Raw genomic sequence first — 16177 nt, 5'->3', positions numbered from 1 at the left:
GGTCCGGCCCGGTGGCCGTACCGCTGCGTCAGGTCAGGGGTGGGGGTCAGTCAGGTCAGGGGGGATCAGTCGCGGTGGGACAGCCGCCGGAAACCGTCGACCCGGAGCAGGGCGACGACGGTCAGGGCGGCCGTGACGAGCGCCCACGTGCGGGCGCTGTCCGCGGACAGCACCACCGGCATCCGGGCGGCGAGCAGGCTGGGGGCGATCACCGCGAGCGTCCAGGCCGTCATGAGGCCGAGCGCGGCGCGGCGTACGCCGACAAGGGTACCCAACAGCAGGGTGGCGGCGGTGAACGCCAGGCAGGGCAGCAGCAGCAGCGCCATCGACGCCCCGGTCCCGGCACCGACCACGGCGAGCGCGGGGATGACGAACGCCAGCACCGCGGCCGTGCGTCGCAGCAGCATCGTCAGGCCGGCGGCGGGCGTCGCGGCGATCAACTCCCAGGCCGGGTCGGCCCGACGGTGCCAGGCGACCGCCACGCCGGGCAGCGGTGCCAGGGGCGCGATCAGCAGCACCACGGAGGGGAGGCCGACCCACAGCGCGCCGAGCAGCGCGGCGCAGCCGAGCACCGTCACCGTCATGACCAGCCAGGGCAGCAGGGTGCCGACGAACCAGCGGTGCCGGGCCACCGACCAGGGCCGGCTGCGGCGGGCCGGGGCCGGGGTGGCCGCCAACTCCCGGTCCAGGGCCGTGGCGACCATGTCGATCACGGCCCGGCTCTCCGCCGTGGTGCTGCCGGCCAGGCGGGCGCGGCAGTCGGCGCAGTCTTCGAGGTGGACCTCGATCGCCCAGACGCTGGCCTCGTCGAGACCGGGGTCGCCGGTGGCATAGCGGTCGATCTGGGTCAGGTTGGGGTGGGTGGTCATGACAATGCCTCCCGTAGCGCGACCCGGGCCCGGCGGACGCGGGACTTCACCGTGTTTTCCGGTACGCCGAGCAGCACCGACGCCTCGCGCGCCGAGAGCCCGTCGAGGACCGTGGCCCGCAGGGCGGCCCGGACCCCGGGTGGCAGGGTGAGCAGGGCCTGCTCCAGTTCCTGGCCGATCCGGGCGGACATCACCTCGTCCTCGGCGGCGGGGGCGGTGGCCGGCATCAGCTCCACCTGCGGCACCTGGCTGCGGCGGGCGCGGCGGCGGAACGCGTCGACCAGCCGGTGGGCGGCGATGGTCCACAGCCAGCCCACGGCGCTGCCCTGCGCCTCACCGCCGGTGCGTGCCCGGGTGCCGGCGAAGCTGCCCGCTGCCCGCCAGACCGCCAGGTAGGTGTCCTGGAGCACCTCGGCCACCACGTCCGGGTCGGCGCAGCGGCGCCGCAGGCGCACCTCCAACCACGGGGCAGTACGCCGGTAGAGCTCGTCGAACGCCTGGCGGTCGCCACGGGCGACGCGGCGTACGAGTTCACCCTCGTCGTCTGCTTCCATGTCTGTCCTCACACCTGGTAAGACGACGGCCGCACCGGATCGGGTCCCCAATCGGAGTGACCGGCGTCACATTGCTGCCGGGTCGGGCTCCCCCCATCCTGACGCACCCGCCCGGGTGGGTCGGCGGGCCGCCTGCCACGCCGCCGCAGGTCAGCGCTGCGGGGCCGGGAACGCCGGCAGGGCGGTGTCCCGGGACACCGTGTCGAGGTCGCGCTGCGCGAGAATGCTGGCGGTGATCTCCTCGGGCGGCACCGGACGGCCGAAGTGCCAGCCCTGCCCATTGTCACAGCCGGTCGCGGCCAGCCGGTGGGCCTGCTGGGCGGTCTCGATGCCCTCGGCGGTCACCACCAGGCCGAGCCGGTGCCCGAGGGACACGACGGTACGCAGGAAGTCGTCGTCCGTGGCGGGACGGCGGGCCCCCGGCCGCCGGACCGGCTGCGCCGACGGGCGGGTCAGGCTGGCGTCGAGCTTGAGTCCGTGCAGCGGGAGGGAACGGAGGTTGGCCAGGTTCGCGTAGCCGATGCCGAAGTCGTCGATGACGACCCGGACACCGAGGGCCATCAGCGCCTCCAGGGACTCCGTCACCACGCCGGTCAGGTCGATCACGGTCTGTTCGGTGACCTCCAGCTGGAGCAGGTGGGGTGCCAGGCCCGTCCGGTCGAGGATCTGCGCCACCTCCCCGGCCAGGCCGTTGCGGCGGAGCTGGCGTACCGACACGTTCACGCTGACGTACAGCCCGGGTTGGATCCGCTGCCACCGGCTGGCCTGCCGGCACGCCTGCTCCAGCAGGTGGCGGCCGAGCGCCACCACGAGGCCGGTGTGCTCGGCGAGGTCGATGAACCGGGCGGCGGTCAGCAGGCCGAGCTGGGGGTGCCGCCAGCGGGCCAGGGCCTCCACGCCGGCCAGCCGCCCGGAGTGCAGCGCGGCGATGGGTTGGTAGGCGGCGATGAACTCACCACGGTGCAGCGCCGCGGGCATGGCCGCCGACAGTCGGTAGCGGGCCGCGTCGGCGGCGCTGCGGTCCTGGTCGAAGCGGCGCAGGGTGGCCTTCCCGTCGGCCTTGGCCCAGTGCAGCGCGATCTCGCTGTCCCGCAGCAGGCTTGCGCCGTCGTCGGCGACGCTGCCCTCGGCGACACCCGCGCTCGCCGTCAGGGGCACTTCGGTGTCGTTGACGTGGAACGGGGCGGCGAGCGTAGCCAGGGCCCGGTCGGCGATCTTGATGGCGTCCTCGGCGCAGGTGGTGTCGCGGACCAGGATCGCGAACCGGTCGCTGTCCAGCCGGGCCACCAGGTCGATCCGCGGGTCGGTGAGGGCGGCGAGGCGGTGGGCGATCTCGCGGAGCAGGAGGTCACCCACCTGGTGCCCGAGGACGTCGTTGACCGCGGCGAAGTCGTCGACGTCGAGGCAGCAGACCCCGACCCGGTCGACCGGCACGGCGGCGGAACAGAGGCGTCCCAGTTCCTCGGTGAACCGGGTCAGATTGGGCAGGCCGGTCAGCTGGTCGTGGGTGGCGAAGCGGCGGAACCGGGCCTCGCTGACCCGCAACGCCTCCTCGGCATGGGTGCGGGCGGCCAGCGCGGCCAGCCGGACGGTGTCCTGCTCCCGCAGGCTGCGGTCGTGCGCGGCGGACGCGAAGCCCGCCGCGAGCTCGGCCAGCAGGCCGTTGAGCCGGGCGACGCGGCTGGGGTCGGCGGCGACGCCCAGCGCGGCGGGCAGCCGCGCGCCGATGACCGCGATCGTCCCGCCGAGCGCCTCCGGCGAGCCGAAGCCGGCCGCCACCAGATCGGCGCCGATCCGCTGGCCGTCGCCGGGCCGGGCCGGGTCGGCGAGGACGGCGGTGACCAGCCGGGCGGCCAGCGCGCTGACGATCCGGTGCCGTTGCCCGGCGGTGATCGGCACGTAGTGGGCCCGGTGCAGGGCGGTGGCCCACGCCGTGACGAACCCCTCGACGCCGGGCCGGTGCCGGTCGTCGATTCCGTCGGCGTCGGGCCGATCGCTCACCTGCGGCGTCCGACTCCGACGTAGAAGCTCATCCGCTCCGGGTGCTCGCCGACCTCGGCCGGCGACTCGGGACGCCACAGCGGTGACCACACCACGCCGGGCTCCACCAGCTCCAGGCCGGCGAAGAAGTCCTCCACCTGGGCACGGGTGCGAGCGGTGACGGGCGTGTTGGTCCGGCCGCTGAGCCGGGTGCCCTCGCCCATCTCGTCCGGTCGGCTGTCGGTGGTGACGTGGCTGATCGCCACGCAACTGCCGGGGGCCAGGGCCGTCCACAGTCGCTTGATCAGACCGTACGGGTCGTCGTGGTCGGGGACCGCGTGCACCACCGAGACGAGCAGCAGGCCGACGGGCCGGTCGAGATCGAGCAGCCGGCGGGTCTCCGGATGGTCGAGGATGGCCTCCGGGTGGCGCAGGTCTTCGAGCAGGGCGACCGCGTTGGGCTGGCCGGCGAGGATGTGCGTGCTGTGCGTCACCGCCACCGGGTCGATGTCCACGTAGACCACCCGGGCGTCCGGGTCGACCTGCTGGGCGATCTCGTGCACGTTGCCGACGGTGGGGATGCCGGACCCGATGTCGAGGAACTGCCGGACGCCCTGGTCGAGCATGAACCGCACCGCGCGGTGCAGGAACTCCCGGTTCGCCCGCGCGACCAGGCGGAGATCGGGCACCGCGGCCAGTGCCTGGCGGGCGAACTCCCGGTCGACCTCGAAGTTGTGCGAGCCGCCGAGCCAGTAGTCGTAGGCTCGCGCCACGCTCGGCCGGCTGAGATCGACATCCGCTGGCGCCCACTCCGGCCGTTCCATCGCCACCCTTCCCACCGCCACCGTGACGTGACCGCCGCCACTATAGTCGGATATTTTCCACTCCCGCACCGCACCGCGATCACGATCCGGGGTCATGGCGCTGAGCCGCCACCCGTGTGTCCACACGGTACAGACATCGGCCGCAGCGCGCCCGGATCGGGTCGGGAGCGGACGGCGGCCCCATGCGGAGGCGACGGCCCCACGCGGGGCGACGGACCGTGGCGGCCACGGGCCCGGTCCACTCAGCCACCGTCCAGGTTGCGTTGGTAGCTTGCCGGCCCGTCGGCTTCCACAGTGGATTCCGGTGGAGTCGTTGTTGGACAACGGTTTCGTGCACATCGCGTCGGGTCCGTGGGCACCGCGCGCCCGACGGCCGTCGAGGGAGAGGTTCGTGGTGTTCAAGAAGATGCTGGGTGCGTTCGGGGTGGGCGGCCCCAGCGTCGATACGGTCCTGTCCAATCCGAGCACCCGGCCGGGGCTGACGCTCGCCGGCCAGGTGAACCTGACCGGTGGCAGCCACGACGTGGAGATCGACCAGATCACCGTCGGTCTGGTCACCCGGGTCGAGATGGAGGGCGCGGAGGAGGAGTACGACGCGCTCGTGGAGTTCCACCGGGTGCCGGTCGCCGGTGGTCTGTTCCTGCGCGAGGGGCAGCAGCTCAGCCTGCCGTTTCAGGTGGCGGTGCCGTGGGAGACGCCGGTGACCGAGCTGAACGGGCAGCACCTGCCCGGCCTGACGATGGGTCTGCGTACCGAGGTTGCCGTCCAGGGTGCGGTCGACAAGGGCGACCTCGACCCGGTGTACGTGCACCCGCTGCCCGCCCAGGAGCGCGTCCTGGAGGCGTTCGGCCGACTCGGCTTCACGGTGAAGGCGGCCGACCTCGAACGGGGCCACCTCTCGGGGCTGCACCAGACGCTGCCGTTCTACCAGGAGATCGAGTACTACGCGGCACCGCAGTACGCCCATGCCGTCAACGAGGTCGAGCTGACCTTCGTCGCCAACGAGCACGGCGTGGACGTCGTACTGGAGTTGGACAAGCACGGTGGCCTGTTCACCGGCGGACACGACTCGTACGGCAGGCACCACGTCGCCCACGGCGACGCGCACGGCGACTGGACCGCGCAGGTCGACGGCTGGCTCCGGCAGGCGGTCGACGGCCGGCAGGCCCCCCACGCCGGCTCCGGCTACGCCCCGGCCCACGGGACGCCCGGCTACCCGCCGCCACCCCCGCCGCCGCCGGGCTACGGCGCACCCGCCTACGGGCAGCCTGCTTACGGACAGCCCGGAAACGGGCACGCGGGGTACGGGCATCCCGGCGGCCACCACCAGGAGGGGCACCACGATCACGACGGTCCCGGCATGGGTGCGGTCGCCGCCGGTGTGGTCGGTGGCGCGGCTCTCGGCTTCGCCGGCGGCATGATCGCCGACGAGATCTTCGACGACGAGGACGAGGGTGGCGACGAGGACGCCTGACCCCCTGCCCGGTGGCCCGGGACCACCCCGGGCCGCCGGGCACCCGCCCGCGCCGACCCGTCGCCGGGCGGACCGCGACGACGCCGGCACGGCCCCGCCGACAGGCGCGACCGACAGTCGTGCCGGATAATTGCCCGATGACAAATCCTGACCTCGACCCGGACGTGTACCCACCCCTCGACCCCCGCGAGCCGGTGCCGGACGACGTCGGCGAGCTTCTCCCCGACACGCCCGGCGAGCTGCCGGAGGCCCCGGTCGAGCCGATGCCCGACGACGGCGATCCGGGAGGCGTGCCCGAGCCGGCCTGACGGCAGACCCTCACGCCGGCCGGCCGGCCGGCCGAACGACCGGCCGCCGTCCCCGTCGGCGCGGGTGACGGTCGGGACACCCCGGCGGTGAGATCGCCCCCGTGCCGACCCCGGGGGCACCGCTCAGCGGCCGCGACCTGTGGGAACGTGTCGCCACCGGGCGAGCTTGCCGGGGTTGCGGACCACCCACAGGTGCCCGATCCGGCCACTGCCGGTCGCGGCGAACGCGAGCACGGCGAGGGTACGGCCGTGCCGGTCGGTGGCGACCAGGCCCGGTTCGCCGTTGACGGACGCCTCGTCGACGAGCAGGTCGGGTTGCCGGTCCCGCACGCCCAGCAGGAAACCGGCGATGGCCTGCGGCCCGTGCAGCGGTACGACGGAAGCCGAGACGAGGCCGCCACCGTCGGTGATCGCGGTGGCGTCCGGATCGAGCACGTCGACCAGGGCGGCGAGGTCGCCCGTCTGCCAGGCGGACCGGAACGCCCGTACGGTCGCCGCGTGCTCGGCCGGACGCACCGGCGTACGGCGCTGCTCACGGACCCGACGCCGGGCCGACGAGGCGAGCTGCCGGCACGCGGCCGGAGTACGGCCGACGATCCCGGCGATCTCGGGGTAGGTGAACCGGAACACGTCGTGCAGCACGAAGGCGACCCGCTCGGCCGGGGTCATCGCCTCCAGCACCACCAGCAGGGCCATCGACACTGAGTCGTCCAGGCTCACCCGGTCGGCGGGGTCGACCACCGTCGAGGTTTCCCGGCTGCTCCAGCCGGTCGCCGGGAGGGGTTCGGGGAGCCACTCGCCGACGTACCGCTCCCGGCGGGCCCGCGCCGTCGTGAGCATGTCGAGCCCGATGCGGCTGGCGGTCCTGATCAGCCAGGCGCGGGGGTTGACGACGGCGTCGCGTTCCCCGTCGCTGAGCCGGTGCCAGCGCAGGTAGGTCTCCTGCACGGCGTCCTCGGCGTCGGCGAGCGAACCGAGCAGGCGGTAGCTGAGCCCCAGGAGCACACCACGCTCGCGGGTCACCGGGTCCGGCGTCCCCGGGTGGCCCGGCACGGCGTGAGGCGGCACCTCTGCTCCCTCCCCCGGGCCGACGCGTCGACCGTCGCGCGCCGCCCACCGCTATCGGATCACGCCCGGCACGACGGGGACCGCCTGACAGTTCGCCGTCCCGCGTCGTCTACCTCACAGAGCGGGCGGGTCCCGTCCGCTCACCGGCAGCTCCACGCGGCGTCGGGTGCGGCCCGCCGTGGCGGCACCACCCGCACGGAGCCCGAACGAAGGAGAAGACGATGTCCGACCCCGTCACGTTCGTCAACGTCATCGACGTCGACCCGTCCCGGCAGCAGGAGCTGATCGACCTGCTGGTCGAGGGCACCGAGAAGGTGGTGGCCCGGCGGCCCGGTCTCGTCTCGGTCACCCTGCTCGCCAGCCTCGACCGGACCCGCGTCGTCAACGTCGCCCGGTGGCGCAGCGCCGACGACGTCAGGGCCACCCAGGCCGACCCCGAGGCTGCCGGGTACGCCCGGCGGACGGCCGCGCTCGCCCAGGCCGACCCCGGTCTCTACACCGTCGTCGGCGAGTTCACCCCGTGACCCCGACGGGGGCGGGCCCCGGCCGCCCCCGGAGCCGGAGTGGGACTGCGCCGGCGGCCAGGCCGTTCCCGGCCGGCGCCGACGTCCGCCCGGTCGGATAGTCGCCACCGGTGGTGCCCGGCCCAGCCCGGCCGGGCACCACCGGTGGCGACCGCGCTCGTGCGAGCCGGAAGGCGTGTCGGGTCGGGCCGCCCGAGGATCTGACCGCCACCTCAACGCATCGGTGTCCGTCCTCGGCGGAACCGGCGTCCTCCTCGCCGCCGTCGCCCTCGTCGTCGTGGTCACCGGCCCGACGCCGGTCCTGGGCACCCGGTGGTACTGGTTCTGGTTGATCTTCCTCGGCCCGTACGGCCTCGGGCTGCTGCTCTGGACGGCCCCCTAGCAGCGCGGTCCGTCCGGGTGCCGGCCGACGCGGGTCCGATCGGCCCTCGGAAACGACCGGAGTGCGGCACAATGCGCCCATGACCTCCACCGGATCGTCGCGGCTGTCGTTGTGGTCCACCGACTCGGTGTTGTCGATCGGGTCGCGGGGCTCGGTGCTGTCCATCGGCAGCGTCGGCTCGATCGCCTCCGTCGGCAGCGTCGGCTCCGCCGGATCGGTGCTGTCCATCGGGTCGGCGCTCTCGGTCGGGTCTGCTCTGGCGTGGCGGTCCCGCTGGTCGTTGCTGGCCGACCGTTCCTCGGGGGTCGCGATGGGTTCCCGCGCGAGCGCCCGCGCGCTGGTCGGTCCGTCGGCGATGGTGGCGGCCGTGGCGTTGGCCGCCTACGCCGGCTACCTCCTGACGCGCAGCCGCCGACCGGACGACGGCCGTCGGGGACGGTGACGCCACCCGGGCCGGCGGGGCTGCCTCACCGTTGTGCACTCCCGGGCCGGGTCAGCAGTTGCCGATCTCGTCGGTGCGCGTCACCGCCGCCGAGGTGAGCGGCTCGCCCGGCACCTCGGCGACGGAGTGGGGCGCTCCGTCGTACTTCGCGAGATCCTTGGCGAACGCGTCGCTGACGAGGAAGACGTGCAGTTCGAAGCGCCGTCCCGGCGACGTCTGGTCGCCGACGACGACCCGCCTGGCCTGCCAGCTGTGCGGGGTGGGGAAGTGCAGCGGTTTCTCGTAGAAGTAGCTCGCACCGGCCGGGCGGACGAACAGCACGGCGGTTCGGCCGGCCGGCGGCTCGTCCCCCGTGCCGAAGACGTCCAGGCAGTTCGGCACCACCGTCGCGACGGTGATCGCGAACCGCACCGTCGGCGTCCTGGTCACGGTCGGAACGACCGTGGGCGGCGGTGTCCGGGTGGGAGGTGGGCTGCCCGGTGTCGTCGATGCCGTCGGGGTGGCCGGTGGGCTCGGCGGGTCGGTCGGCTCCGGCGTCCCGGGTGGACCTGCCGTCGGTTCCGGCGGTGTGGTGACGCCTGCCGCAGATTCGGACGCCGCCGGTGTCTCCTTGGTGACGGTGAGGTACGCCGGCACCGCCGCGATGACACCCGTGACCAGTGTGACAACCAGGCCGAGCCATCCCACCTGCTCAGCGGGCTTCAGCGCCCGCCACCACTGCCGCATACCCGCCCGCCTGGCTCGCCACCATCGCCGCATGCCCACCCTCCTACGTCGACAGACACCTGCCTGCAGTGAACACCGCGCGGGCAACACGGGCCCTCGTCCACACGGGGTCGACGGGCGCGGAATCCGGTGGACCGGTCGGGTCCTGGTCGTCGAGGATCGGCGGGTGTCCGTTCCCGTACGCCAGATCCGTGCCCGCCACACGGCCACGACCGTCACCGTGTACCAGGCGTACCCACCCGACATCGCGGTGCCGGCGGTGGCCGCCGGCCGTTTCGTGCCCCCCTTCAAGCGGGAGCGGATGACGTGGATCAAGCCGTCGTTCCTGTGGATGATGTACCGCTGCGGCTGGGCCACGAAGCCCGGCCAGGAACGCGTGCTGTCCATCGAGATCACGCGGGCGGGGTTCGAGTGGGCGCTGGCCCGGGCCTGCCTGAGTCACTACGACCGTGACCTGCACGGTGACCGGGAGAACTGGTCACGGCAGTTGCGGACCAGTCCGGTCCGGGTGCAGTGGGACCCGGAGCGTTCGCTGCGGCTGGCCGCGTTGCCGTACCGCTCCCTGCAGGTCGGACTGTCCGGCGAGGCTGTCGACCGGTACGTCGACGACTGGACCGTCGCGGTCGAGGACGTCACCGCCACCGTCGAGCAGATCCGGGACCTGCTGCGCCGGGGTGACGAGCAGGCCGCGACGGCGCGGCTGCCCGTCGAACACGTCTATCCAATGCCGGACCGGATCGCGGCCGGCCTCGGGGCCGGCCCCGCCGATGAGCCCGACCGGCGGCACCGGCGGTGACAGCCGACCTGCTGCGACCCTGACCGCAACAGGTCAACCCACCCCACCCGCGCTCCGGCGTCCTCGGCCACCGCCGCACCGTGTGCCCTGGGGGCCGGGGCACACGGTGGACGCCGGGGGGGCGCGCCCGGCTCAGGGCGGGAAGCCCGGTGGCCGGGGCCACTGTTCGGCCTCCGGGTCGGGTCGGTAGCCGGGTGGGGGTTGCCCGGTGGGCGGGCGTACCGGGGCCGGTGGCGCGGCGGACGGACCCGGAGGGTGTGCCCCGGCGGTGGGTGCAACCGGGGTGCCGGCCACCGACTGGCCGCCGCCCGGCGGGGGCGCAGCCGCCACGCCGACCACGGGCCGGGCCGCACCGGGCCGGCCCGGAACACCGGGCGCGGACGCCGACGGGGTCGCGGGCCGTGGTGCCGGTGGCAGGGGGCCGTCGGGCTGCGGGCCCGGGAGCGCCACGGCTGCCCGGGGCCGCCAGACCGGTTCCGCGCCGATCAGGCTACGGAAGTCGAACTGGCACTTCGGGCAGGTGCGCAGCGCCGTCTCGGCACGGCGGTCCCCGCACTTCTGGCAGTAGGTCACCACTGTCTCGTCGGCGTCCATCCCCTGGCAGCGGGGGCAGGCGAACGCGGGGCCCTTGTTGTTGAGCTGCACCAGCCGGCCGGCGAGCACGTAGGGCGTGACGAGGCCGCTGATGCTGCTGGCCAGGTCCCGGGTCCGCCGGGTGCGCTCCTGCATGCGTTCCATCTCCGGGTTGGCGACCTTCTCCAGCCGGCAGGTGGTGCAGGTACGCAGGGTCCGTACCGGCAGCAGGCCGCGCAGCCGCGCCTGCTGGTGCAGGAAGGTCACCGCCGGCACGTCCGCCGGATCGACGGTGATCCGGTCCGTCCCGCCCGCCGCGAGGCGTTCCTCGACCCGGAACACCAGCGACTGCACCTGCCCGACCAGCTTCGGCGGCATGCCACCCGGCCGGCTGACGATCAGCGTGCCGACCATCAACATGCCGTCGGCCAGCTCGGCGGGGACCTCGGCGACGGTGTCGGCCGTCTCGAAGGTGAAGGTCGCGCCGCCGGTACGGGTGACCACCGCCTGCCGTTGCGCCGGCCCGTCGCCGTCGAGCAGCCGTCCCGCGTGCCGGGAGAGCGCCGCCTGCGCCCGGTTGGCCAGGCCGGCGGCGTGCTGCATCACCGCCACGTCACCCGGGCCTGTCTGCCGCCACCACGGGCCGAACGCGGCTGCGGCGGTCGGGTCGAGCCGGCCGAGCACGGCGTCGAAGGTGCTCAGCACCGACTCGAAGAGGCCGACGTACACCGAGGTCACACCCCAGTTCCGCCCCAGCCTGCCCGGCCAGCGGTCGACCAGCAGCACGCCGACCCGCACCCCGGGGCCGTCGGCCTCCAGGGTGACCCGCAGCAGCACCGGCACCTGCGTCGGCGAGAGGGTGACCCCGCCGAGGCGGGAGCCGCGTACCGCCTCCAGGAGGCTGAGCTGCTCGACCTTCAGGTCGAAGGCGAGATCGCGGATGCTGCGCAGCAGGTGCTGGCGGGCCACGCTCGGCGGTGCGCCGAGCCGACGGTGGACGCCGGCCGCCAGCCGGCCGGGCTCCAGCCCGGCCGCGACGGCCGGCGGCACGGCACCGGGTCCGCCGGGGTCAGCCCAGCTCATTCCGCTGCGTCGTAGGAGATGCTGGTGTCGAAGCTGGACGCCGCGTCGTACCCCCCGGCGTCGTACGAGGTGTCGTACGAGGTGCTGGCGTCGTAGGACGTGCTCGCGTCGTAGGACGTGCTCGCGTCGTAGGACGTGCTCGCGTCGTAGGAGGTCGGGTCGTACGAGGTGCTGGTGTCGGTGCCGCTGGCGGCCCAGTCGACCTCGGCGGCGGCGGTCTCCACGTGGTCGGCGACGGCGTCGGAGTACTCGTCGGAGACCGTGTAGTTGTTCTCCGCGATGCTCGCGTGGTCGGCCGCCCGCGCCATGGCACTCTCGGCGACCTCGACGTTGCCGGCCGCCGCGTTCTCCACGGCGTAGTCGGCCCAGTCCTGCGCGGATTCGGCCCAGTCGTCACCGCTGTCCGCGTGCCAGTTCGACCAGTCCTGGTCACTGACCGCGCCGCTGATCTCGCTCTCCACGATGGACGCCGACGGTTCCGGCAGCGCCGCCACCGCCTCGGTCAGGGTGGTGTCCCCGATCGGCGTGTCGGTGGTCAGGAAGTCGCTCCAGTCCGAGTCGGCACTCATGCTCTGATTCCCCAGATTCTGATGAACGGTGCGGTCAGCGGTCGTCGCCGGGTGGCCCGGCCGAACGACCAGAACTGTCCCACGCCCACGCCAGGGGCCGCGCGGTCGCGACGGCGGGGCCGCAGGGCGTCGGCCGAGGTCACGACGGGTGCCGGCCGCCGGGATGGCGATGGTGTCAACATGCCGACAGACTCGCCGATCGCCGTGCCGGCCCACCGGGTGGTCGGCGGTGGCGGGGTCAGCCCTTGACCGCTCCGGCGGTGAGCCCTTCGGTGAGGAACCGCTGCCCGAAGGCGTACATGATCACCACGGGGATGCTGACCAGCAGTGACGCGGCGGCGAGTTGTCCCTGGGGTACGACGTCCCCGGTGATCATCGACTGCATGCCCACGGGGAGGGTCTTGTACTCGTCCTTGGTGATGAACACGAAGGCGAAGAGGAACTCGTTCCAGGCGTTGGTCAGGGTGAACAGGGCGACCGCCAGCAGTCCCGGCTTGGCCAGGGGCAGCACCACCCGACCGAACGCCTGCAGCCGGGTGCAGCCGTCGACCAGCGCGGCCTCCTCCAACTCGATGGGGATCGACGCGAAGTATCCCGCCAGCAGCCAGGTGGCGAACGGCAGCGTGAAGGTCGGGTACGTCACGACCAGCGACCACAACGAGTCGGTGAGCCGGACCCCGATGAGCAGTTGGTACAGCGGGATGAACAGCAGCGCGCCGGGCATCACGTAGGTGACCAGGACCGTGACGGTGAAGCCCTGTGCACCGCGGAACCGCAGCCGGGCCAGCGCGTAGCCGGCCAGCGCGGCGCAGACCAGCGCCACCACGGTGGACGCCGTGGACACCAGCACCGTGTTGAGGTACCAGCGGCCGAACGGTTTGGTGGTGAACAGGTCGGTGAACTGTTGCAGCGTCCATGGTGTGGGCCACAGGTCGCGCTCGTGCAGGACGATCTGGCCGTCGGACTTGAAGGCCGTGACGACGATCCAGTACAGCGGGGCCAGGACGAAGACGAGCAGCGCGGCCAGCGCGACGCCGGAGGCCAGGCCCGACACCAGGGCGGACGTCCTGCGCCGTCCCCACGACTGCAACGCCGACAGGATCCGGCCGACCGCCGCCGCGACCAGCAGGATCACCCCGAGGACCAGCGCCGCCTTCCAGAGGATCTGCGGTGACGCCCAGGCCAGCGCGCCGGTGACCAGCACGGCGGCGGCCCACGGCAGGGCCCGGCGCACCGGCCCGGCGGGTCGGGTCGGCGTGGTGTCGGCGTCCCGCCGCAGCAGCCGGACCAGCACGTACACCAGCACGCCGATGACCGGCAGCATGACGAGCGTGACGGCCGCTCCCGCGCCGTACTGGAGTTGGAGGATCGCCTTGGAGTACGCGACCAGCACGTACGGTGCGGTCGCGTCGCCGGGGCCGCCCTGGGTCAGCAACCAGATGAGGTCGAAGTTGTTGAACGTCCAGATCGACGACAGGGTGACCGTGACGGTGATGACGTGGCGCAGTCCGGGCAGCGTCACGTGGACGAACCGCCGCCACGCCGACGCCCCGTCGACGGTCGCCGCCTCGTACAGGTCGGTGGGGATGGCCTTCAGCCCGGCGAGGAAGGCGACGGTGAAGAACGGCACCCCCTTCCACACGTTGACCATGATCACCGACGGCATGGCCAGGGACGCCTCGGACAGCCAGCCCGCCGGCCAACTGTCGACCAGGTGCGCGTCGACCAGCAGCGGCCCGATCCCCGACTCGGTGAGCAGCAGGTTGACGCTGCCGAAGATCGGGTCGAGCAGCGAGCGCCAACTGAACGCGGTGACGACCGTCGGCACCACCCACGGCAGCAGGAGCAGGCCGGCCAGCACCGCCCGTCCCCGGCGTCGGTGGTGCAGCAGCAGGGCCGCGGACAGGCCCAGCACCGCCTTGAACACCTCGGCGTACGCGGTGAAGACGAACGAGTTCACCACGCCGGTGTGGAACTGCTCGTCGTCGGTCAGGGCGAGGTAGTTGGCCAGACCGACGAACACGCTGTGCTGGCCGTGCCGCTCGGTGGTGCTGGTGACGACCGCCCAGCCGATCGGGACGAGCACGAGGGCGCCGACGAGCACGGCCGTGGGGGCCAGGAACAGGGCTGCCAGCCGCCAGTCGCGTCCCAGCCGTCGTCGGGTCGCGGGACGCGCGCCGGGCTTGCGCCGTGGGGATCCTCCTGACGCCGGGGCCGGCGCCGGGCGGACCGACGTCACTGCGGCAGACCCTGCTGGGTGAAGATCTGCACCATCTTGGCGTGGGCGGCCTGCACGGCCCGCGCGGGCGACGTGCCCTGGATGACCTGCTGCATCATGTCGGTCAGCACGTAGGCGCCGACGGCGGCCTGCTGCCCGGCGCTGGCCTTCTGCGGGAAGTCCAGGCCGTTCTTCGTCGACAGCGGCAGTTTCTGTTGGGTGATCCTGCGCATGATGGGGAACGCCGGGTCGCCGCTGGTGAAGAACGGGTCGGCGTCCCAGACCCGGTCCCAGGCCGGCAGGGCCAGCCCCGGAGCCTCCTTGGCCACGCCGACGAGGGCGGGCGCGCTGACCAGGTACTGCGTCAGGAGCTTGGCGAGTTCGGCGTTCTTGGCGCCCTTGAAGATGACGAAGCACTGGGACTGGCCCAGCAGCAGGGAGGTGTCGGTGGCCGGGCCGGTGCAGTCGGGGAAGACGTGGGTGCGTTCGTAGACCGGGTTCTTCTTGGTCTTGGAGTCCGCGTAGACGCTGAACTGGTTGCGGGTGTAGCCGAGGATGCCGGCGAGCCAGTTCTCGTTGTTGCTGGAGTCGGTCCAGGCCGCGACCCCCGGCGGCAGCATCGGCTTGTACGTCGGGTTGGTGTAGATGTCGCCGAGGAAGGTCACCGCCTGGACGGTCTCGGGAGAGTCGAAGGTGACCTTCCGGCCGTCGTTGGAGGCGATCGCCCCGCCGTAGGAATTGATCAGGGCCTCGATCATGCCGTTGGCGTCACCGGACCGGTTCACGGTCATGCCCCAGCCGAACCGCCGTTTGCCGGGGTCGGAGATCGCCAGGCAGAGGTCCCGCAGCTCCTCCCAGGTGTAGCTGTCCTTGGGGGTGATGCCCTTGTCCTGCATCCAGTCCTTGCGCAGGAACGACCCGATCCCGATGAAGTGGTACGGGATGGCGAACCACCTGCCGTCGAAGACGCAGAAGTTCTTGGATTCGGCGGTGGGTTCGCCGTACTTCGCCGTCAACGCCTGGACGACGTCCGTCACGTCCTCCAGGTCGCCGAGCGCCTGGAACTGGGCGACGAACCGCGAGTCGGTCATGAACGCGAGGTCACGCGCGACACCGCCCTTGACCTCGGCATCAATCTTGGCGACGACGTCGCCGGCGTCGGCCTGGACCAGGCTGTTTCCGATCTTCGTGCCGGTGGTGTCGGCGAACTTCCTGATCGAGCTGTCGAGGGCCGCGTTCGCCGCCTCCGAGTACAGCTTCTGCGACAGCATCCCCATCGAGGAGCCCTTCAACGCCGCCGCGGCGTCGATGAGTTCCTGCGGGACCTCGGCCTGCACCCTGGGCGTCGACGGTCCACTTCCTCCGCAGGCGGCGAGGCCGGCCGCGCCGAGCAGCCCCACCCCCATTCCCAGGAAGCCGCGCCGGGTCCGTAACGAGCCGTCCTCCGTGGACATCTGTCTCCTCCGTTCCGCCTCACCGCAACTCACCGAAGGTCGGGAAGGGTTACCCTCCCTTGTGGACGTCGGTACCGTTCGCCATCGAGGACGATCATTCGTCCTGGTGCAATGACCGCAGCCTGCTTCCGGCGCGTGGTCATCGGGGTCCGCCCCGCCGACGGTGGGGCCTCCCCGGCCTGTCCGAGATGCTCGCGCCCCGAGCGGCGGGATGTCGATCAGGGCGGCGCTGCGCTCACTCTACACATTTCGGAAAGTCGCGACCAGACCTTCCTTCCCACCGGAAGATACTTTCAACAATTCACTATGATCAATAGCGTTAACGGGGACCCT

The 16177-nt window shown here is 72.7% G+C and carries 16 protein-coding genes; 6 read left to right on the top strand and 10 right to left on the bottom strand.

Annotated features, from left to right (window positions below; all coding sequences use genetic code 11):
• Positions 1-65: 65 nt before the first annotated feature.
• The 4 genes from ACN261_RS21630 to ACN261_RS21615 form a co-directional block, all read right to left on the bottom strand.
• Positions 66-869 carry a hypothetical protein gene (locus tag ACN261_RS21630; protein WP_421481481.1) on the bottom strand — a complete coding sequence of 268 codons (804 nt, stop codon included), beginning with the start codon at positions 867-869 and terminating at the stop codon, positions 66-68.
• Entirely contained in the window at positions 866-1423 is a 558-nt protein-coding gene (locus tag ACN261_RS21625; RefSeq protein WP_421481480.1) for an RNA polymerase sigma factor, read from the bottom strand. Before ACN261_RS21625 ends, ACN261_RS21630 begins: the two co-directional genes overlap by 4 nt.
• Before the next feature lie 150 nt (positions 1424-1573).
• Entirely contained in the window at positions 1574-3424 is a 1851-nt protein-coding gene (locus ACN261_RS21620; protein ID WP_425851832.1) for a putative bifunctional diguanylate cyclase/phosphodiesterase, read from the bottom strand.
• Positions 3421-4227, bottom strand: coding sequence for an SAM-dependent methyltransferase (locus tag ACN261_RS21615; protein ID WP_421486791.1), 807 nt, complete (start codon positions 4225-4227; stop codon positions 3421-3423). The genes ACN261_RS21620 and ACN261_RS21615 overlap by 4 nt, the downstream gene beginning before the upstream one ends.
• 391 nt (positions 4228-4618) lie before the next feature.
• Here ACN261_RS21615 and ACN261_RS21610 point away from each other — a divergent pair, with 391 nt between their 5' ends.
• Entirely contained in the window at positions 4619-5701 is a 1083-nt protein-coding gene (locus ACN261_RS21610) for a sporulation protein (RefSeq protein WP_425851830.1), read from the top strand.
• A gap of 137 nt (positions 5702-5838) precedes the next feature.
• The gene (locus ACN261_RS21605; RefSeq protein ID WP_168222526.1) at positions 5839-6009 is read left to right on the top strand and encodes a hypothetical protein; all 171 of its coding nucleotides are present in this window, start codon (positions 5839-5841) and stop codon (positions 6007-6009) included.
• 123 nt (positions 6010-6132) lie between these two features.
• On the opposite strand, the gene sigJ is transcribed toward ACN261_RS21605, so the two are convergent.
• Positions 6133-7077, bottom strand: coding sequence for an RNA polymerase sigma factor SigJ (gene sigJ / locus ACN261_RS21600; RefSeq protein ID WP_425851828.1), 945 nt, complete (start codon positions 7075-7077; stop codon positions 6133-6135).
• A gap of 221 nt (positions 7078-7298) precedes the next feature.
• Between sigJ and ACN261_RS21595 the strand changes: the two genes are divergently transcribed.
• The 3 genes from ACN261_RS21595 (at position 7299) to ACN261_RS21585 (ending at position 8425) form a co-directional block, all read left to right on the top strand.
• A complete protein-coding gene (locus ACN261_RS21595) occupies positions 7299-7601 on the top strand; it encodes an antibiotic biosynthesis monooxygenase (RefSeq protein ID WP_421481477.1) in 303 nt (100 codons plus the stop codon).
• Positions 7602-7824: 223 nt separating this feature from the next.
• Positions 7825-7983 carry a hypothetical protein gene (locus ACN261_RS21590; protein WP_421481476.1) on the top strand — a complete coding sequence of 53 codons (159 nt, stop codon included), beginning with the start codon at positions 7825-7827 and terminating at the stop codon, positions 7981-7983.
• Positions 7984-8062: 79 nt separating this feature from the next.
• The gene (locus ACN261_RS21585; RefSeq protein ID WP_421481475.1) at positions 8063-8425 is read left to right on the top strand and encodes a hypothetical protein; all 363 of its coding nucleotides are present in this window, start codon (positions 8063-8065) and stop codon (positions 8423-8425) included.
• Positions 8426-8476: 51 nt separating this feature from the next.
• Here the strand turns inward: ACN261_RS21585 and ACN261_RS21580 are convergent, their stop codons facing one another.
• Positions 8477-8854 carry a hypothetical protein gene (locus tag ACN261_RS21580; RefSeq protein ID WP_421481474.1) on the bottom strand — a complete coding sequence of 126 codons (378 nt, stop codon included), beginning with the start codon at positions 8852-8854 and terminating at the stop codon, positions 8477-8479.
• A gap of 463 nt (positions 8855-9317) precedes the next feature.
• Between ACN261_RS21580 and ACN261_RS21575 the strand changes: the two genes are divergently transcribed.
• Positions 9318-9947 carry a DUF4291 domain-containing protein gene (locus ACN261_RS21575; protein ID WP_425851824.1) on the top strand — a complete coding sequence of 210 codons (630 nt, stop codon included), beginning with the start codon at positions 9318-9320 and terminating at the stop codon, positions 9945-9947.
• A gap of 132 nt (positions 9948-10079) precedes the next feature.
• Here the strand turns inward: ACN261_RS21575 and ACN261_RS21570 are convergent, their stop codons facing one another.
• The 4 genes from ACN261_RS21570 to ACN261_RS21555 form a co-directional block, all read right to left on the bottom strand.
• Complete coding sequence (locus ACN261_RS21570; RefSeq protein WP_425851822.1) at positions 10080-11603, bottom strand: hypothetical protein; 1524 nt, start codon at positions 11601-11603, stop codon at positions 10080-10082.
• Complete coding sequence (locus ACN261_RS21565; RefSeq protein WP_425851820.1) at positions 11600-12172, bottom strand: hypothetical protein; 573 nt, start codon at positions 12170-12172, stop codon at positions 11600-11602. Before ACN261_RS21565 ends, ACN261_RS21570 begins: the two co-directional genes overlap by 4 nt.
• 238 nt (positions 12173-12410) lie before the next feature.
• Positions 12411-14411 (bottom strand): ABC transporter permease subunit, encoded by a 2001-nt coding sequence (locus ACN261_RS21560; RefSeq protein ID WP_425851818.1) that lies wholly within the window; start codon positions 14409-14411, stop codon positions 12411-12413.
• Positions 14408-15844: an extracellular solute-binding protein gene (locus ACN261_RS21555; protein WP_425851816.1), complete on the bottom strand. Its 1437-nt coding sequence runs from the start codon at positions 15842-15844 to the stop codon at positions 14408-14410. Before ACN261_RS21555 ends, ACN261_RS21560 begins: the two co-directional genes overlap by 4 nt.
• Between the last annotated feature and the right edge of the window lie 333 nt (positions 15845-16177).

Origin of the sequence: Micromonospora sp. WMMD723, from assembly GCF_049863385.1 — a bacterium.
GTDB lineage: Bacteria > Actinomycetota > Actinomycetes > Mycobacteriales > Micromonosporaceae > Micromonospora > Micromonospora wenchangensis.
Note: the sequence above shows the minus strand (reverse complement) of the source record. Positions and strands in the feature narration are given on the sequence as shown.

Bases quoted from the DNA above. Each gene is read 5' to 3' on its own strand.
- ACN261_RS21555 (WP_425851816.1), bottom strand. From the start codon at position 15,844: ATGTCCACGGAGGACGGCTCGTTACGGACCCGGCGCGGCTTCCTGGGA.
- ACN261_RS21565 (WP_425851820.1), bottom strand. From the start codon at position 12,172: ATGAGTGCCGACTCGGACTGGAGCGACTTCCTGACCACCGACACGCCG.
- ACN261_RS21585 (WP_421481475.1), top strand. From the start codon at position 8,063: ATGACCTCCACCGGATCGTCGCGGCTGTCGTTGTGGTCCACCGACTCG.
- ACN261_RS21630 (WP_421481481.1), bottom strand. From the start codon at position 869: ATGACCACCCACCCCAACCTGACCCAGATCGACCGCTATGCCACCGGC.
- ACN261_RS21615 (WP_421486791.1), bottom strand. From the start codon at position 4,227: ATGGAACGGCCGGAGTGGGCGCCAGCGGATGTCGATCTCAGCCGGCCG.
- ACN261_RS21570 (WP_425851822.1), bottom strand. From the start codon at position 11,603: ATGAGCTGGGCTGACCCCGGCGGACCCGGTGCCGTGCCGCCGGCCGTC.
- ACN261_RS21605 (WP_168222526.1), top strand. From the start codon at position 5,839: ATGACAAATCCTGACCTCGACCCGGACGTGTACCCACCCCTCGACCCC.
- ACN261_RS21625 (WP_421481480.1), bottom strand. From the start codon at position 1,423: ATGGAAGCAGACGACGAGGGTGAACTCGTACGCCGCGTCGCCCGTGGC.
- ACN261_RS21595 (WP_421481477.1), top strand. From the start codon at position 7,299: ATGTCCGACCCCGTCACGTTCGTCAACGTCATCGACGTCGACCCGTCC.